Annotated in this window: 3 protein-coding genes; all 3 read right to left on the bottom strand. The window is 51.3% G+C overall.

Going from position 1 to position 3847, the window contains the following annotated elements:
* A partial coding sequence (locus C4N24_RS14760) for a recombinase family protein (protein WP_146746821.1) occupies positions 1-1406 on the bottom strand: 1406 nt, incomplete at its 3' end.
* A gap of 175 nt (positions 1407-1581) precedes the next feature.
* Positions 1582-2700, bottom strand: coding sequence for a 5-methyltetrahydropteroyltriglutamate--homocysteine S-methyltransferase (locus C4N24_RS14755; protein ID WP_112092016.1), 1119 nt, complete (start codon positions 2698-2700; stop codon positions 1582-1584).
* A gap of 117 nt (positions 2701-2817) precedes the next feature.
* Positions 2818-3723 carry a LysR family transcriptional regulator gene (locus C4N24_RS14750; protein WP_112092015.1) on the bottom strand — a complete coding sequence of 302 codons (906 nt, stop codon included), beginning with the start codon at positions 3721-3723 and terminating at the stop codon, positions 2818-2820.
* Positions 3724-3847: the final 124 nt, after the last annotated feature.

Here is a 3847-nt window from a genome sequence, read left to right as displayed (position 1 = left end):
ACGGTCTGTGTTCCTTCTTTATAGTTGAAGGTTATCAAAACCTTATCATCATACAGGTAAATCGCATTGATGAAGGTGTCCACCAGTGCCTGCCGCTGGTCTTTCAGGCTCATGTCCAGCTTGCGGAACCGCAGCAACCAAAAACGAATGAACTCCTCCGTGACTTTCGGCTTCGCCAGCTTTTCTTCTGCAATGCGGGCTTCAAGCTCACGCTTGGTTTCCTCCAGCTGCTCCAACCGTTCCTTGGTGGAGCTGGTCAGGATACCGGCCTGAATCGCATTGAGCATATTCTGGATACCCGATTCCGCATCCCGAAGCTGCTTCTCGTAGAGGGGAATGTTGGTGTTTTCCTTATTTTGCAGTTCCATCACCTTGGCAATGATGGATTCCATGGCGGCATCGTCCTTGACAAGCTGCATGGTCTGGTTGACCACCAGATCTTCCAGCCACTGTTTACGGACGGTCTTTTTTTTGCAGCCTTTATGCTTCTTGGCAGTGGCACATTTATAATAACGGTGGACTTCACCAGTCCGGCTCGTGCCGCTTTCGCCAAACATCAACGCCCCACAGTAGCCGCAGAACAGCTTGGTGGTGAGCAGGTAGTCATCCTCTGCCTTTCTACGGGCAGGGGCTTTCTTGTTTTTGGCGATCTTCTCCTGCACATCCTCAAACAGTTCCAGCGGAATAATGGGCGGGATGGCATCCGGTACGACCACATCCCGGAATTTCAGTTCTCCAATGTACCGCCGGTTCTTGAGCATATGTTCGACACTATTATAAGTAAATGCACCGCCCACCGGGTTCTTGATGCCGTTTTCGTTCAGCCAATCACGGATCTCCTTCATGGTGGAGCCTTCATTGTACTTCTTGAACGATTCCAGTACAAAAGGAGAGATGAGAGGGTCAATGTGAAACTTCCGCTCGGAATCCAGCGTATACCCAAAGGTTCCACGGCCACCGTTGCAGCGGCCTTTCAGGATGTTCTCAGTCTGTCCACGCACGACCTTCTCGGCAAGGTCTGCCGAATAATACTCGGCATAGCCTTCAAGGACGGATTCCAGAATGATGCCCTCCGGGCCTTCGGAGATGATCTCGGTGGCAGACATGAGCTTGACACCGTTTTTCTTCAACTGGGTCTTGTACCGGGCGCTGTCATAGCGGTTCCGGGCAAAACGATCCAGCTTCCAGACCAGAACGATATCAAACAGCTTCTTGTCGCTGTCCTTGATCATCTGCTGGAACTCCGGGCGGTTATCCGTCTTGGCAGAGATCGCACGGTCAATGTAATGCTTGACGATGGTGATGCCGTTCTTTTCGGCATAGGCGGTGCATTCACGAATCTGACCTTCGATGGATTCTTCACGCTGATTGTCGCTGGAATAACGGGCGTAGATCACGGCGGTCATGGCGGACACCTCCTATTTATACATCATTGAACGGTGGAGCGTTCTTTCAAAACAATGTTTCGTATAATCTATATATCATATTTTGCGGAAGATTGCAAGATGAAGAAGATTGCAAGATGAATTTATATTAAAAACCGGCAGTTCTCTGTTTTCTAAGAACTGCCGGTCATACTTCTTATTTACCCCAGACGGTCTCGGCGATTTCCTTGACCAGTTTGAGCTTGTTCCACTGTTCCAGCTCGGTCAGCTTATTGCCGATCTCACAGGATGCAAAGCCGCACTGCGGGCTGAGGCAGAGACGGTCGAGAGGAATGTACTTCTCTGCCTCATGAATGCGGGCGATGACGGTATCCTTATTTTCCAGTCGGGGAGATTTGGTGGTGACAAGACCCAGCACCACTTTTTTGCCATCGGCCACATACTTCAGCGGCTCAAAGCTGCCGGAACGCGCATCGTCAAATTCCAGATAGAACGCATCCACATTTTCCTGTGCCAGCAGGAAGGGAGCAACGGTGAAGTAATCGCCCTCGCTGGCCCAAGTGGAATGATAGTTGCCACGGCAGACATGAGTGGTGATCGTCAGACCCTCCGGGCGGTTTTCCAGTGCCAAATTGTTCAGACGCAGGTACTCTGCGGCTACATCCTCCACTTTGGTATTGCTCTCCTTGAGGAAGTTCTGGTAATTCGGGTCTCCGATCATGCCCCATGTGCAGTCGTCAAACTGGATATTGCGGCAGCCAGCGGCATACAACTCCTGAATGACGGTGCGGTAGGCGACAGCAATATCCTGAATCAGCTGTTCGTGGTCAGGGTAAACAGTATCCGTGTTTTTACCGTTGTCCTCGCGGTACAGTTCGGCCAGCAGCTGCGCCGGGGCAGGCATAGTTTGGCGGGCGATGCAATTCTCATCCTCAAACTGCTTAACAAATTTGTAGTGCTCTACAAAAGGGTGGTTCTCACCGCTGATCTTACCACTCACTTTAATGGAACCGTGGGTAGTCTCCTCACCGTGGAAGAAGTAGCCGTGATCCAGTTCCACTTCCTCAATGCCGTGGAAGCCCCACATGAAGTCCAGATGCCAGTAGCTGCGGCGGAACTCGCCATCGGTGATGGCGTGATAACCAGCACGCTTCTGCTTCTCGATGAGGCGGGTGATTTCCTCATTTTCCACCGCGGTCAGCGCAGCATGGTCGATCTCGCCAGCCTTGAACTGGGCACGTGCCTCTTTCAAGTGCTGGGGGCGCAGGAAGCTGCCCACAAAGTCATAACGGAACGGTGATTTCAACTCTGCCATATCGTAAAACCCTCTCTATACGTCAATTTTCAGTACTCGTTGCTTGATGGCAACAGTATACCGCAGGAGTTGATTTGTGTAAAATACGAAATGCAGACGGTTTGACATAGCTTGAAGCTATACTTGCTCCGTATACTTTTTCAGAATCTCAATATACTGTTTTCCGAATCGTCCGGGCTGCACCTGTTTGTGGGTCAGATAGCCGATTTGCATGGAATCATCTACCAACAGCGGCACGGCACGGATGTTCGGACCGTTGAGTGTTTCGCTGATGACGCCGCTGCAAATGGTATAACCATCCAGACCGATCAGCAGATTGAACAGTGTTGCGCGGTCACGCACCAGAATGTCCTTTTTGCTGTCCAGAGTGCTCAAAATCTCCTCCGAAAAATAGAACGCATTGTGCTCCCCCTGCTCATAGGAAAGGCGTGGGTAGGGCTTCAAATCGTCCAGTGTCAAAGCCTTTTTCTGCGCCAACGGGCTAGATGCACTGACGAACACATGGGGCTTTGCGGTGAAGAGCGGCGTGAAAGTCAAATCGTGTTCCCGGATGACCTTGCGCAGAACGGTTTCATTGTCGTTGTTCAAATAGAGTACGCCCACCTCACTGCGCAGCTTTGCAACATCCTCAATGATCTCATAGGTCTGCGTCTCCCGAATGCGGAAATCATATTCCTCTCCGCCGTATTCTTTCAGCAACTCCACAAAGGCTTCCACGGCAAAGGAATAGTGTTGGGCCGACACGCAGAACTGATGCTTGACCGGAGCTGAGCCGAGATATTTTTCCTCGATGAGTTCCATCTGGGCCAGCACCTGCCGGGCATATCCCAGAAACTCCTCTCCCTCCGGGGTCAGAGCCACACCCCGATTGGTGCGGTGAAAAATAGTCAGTCCAACTTCCTGTTCCAACTCCCGGATGGCATTGGTCAGGCTGGGCTGTGCGATGAAAAACTGCTGTGCCGCCCGGCTGATGGTGCCGGTGTCGGCTACAGCGGTAGCGTAACGAAGCTGCTGTAAGGTCATAGCGGATTCCTCCCGATGGCTTTTTTATCATCCTATCGCAGAACGGACAAAAACGCAACGTATTTTCTTCTTTGAAATATCAAACGAACATTGCCGGCATATCCAAGATACGTTTTACCCGCCC

It is taken from the genome of Faecalibacterium prausnitzii, assembly GCF_003287405.1.
In the GTDB taxonomy this organism is placed as follows: domain Bacteria; phylum Bacillota; class Clostridia; order Oscillospirales; family Ruminococcaceae; genus Faecalibacterium; species Faecalibacterium intestinale.
Note: the sequence above shows the minus strand (reverse complement) of the source record. Positions and strands in the feature narration are given on the sequence as shown.

What these genes read in the sequence shown, in the direction of transcription:
- C4N24_RS14750 (WP_112092015.1), bottom strand. Translation starts at nt 3,723, where the DNA reads ATGACCTTACAGCAGCTTCGTTACGCTACCGCTGTAGCCGACACCGGC.
- C4N24_RS14755 (WP_112092016.1), bottom strand. Translation starts at nt 2,700, where the DNA reads ATGGCAGAGTTGAAATCACCGTTCCGTTATGACTTTGTGGGCAGCTTC.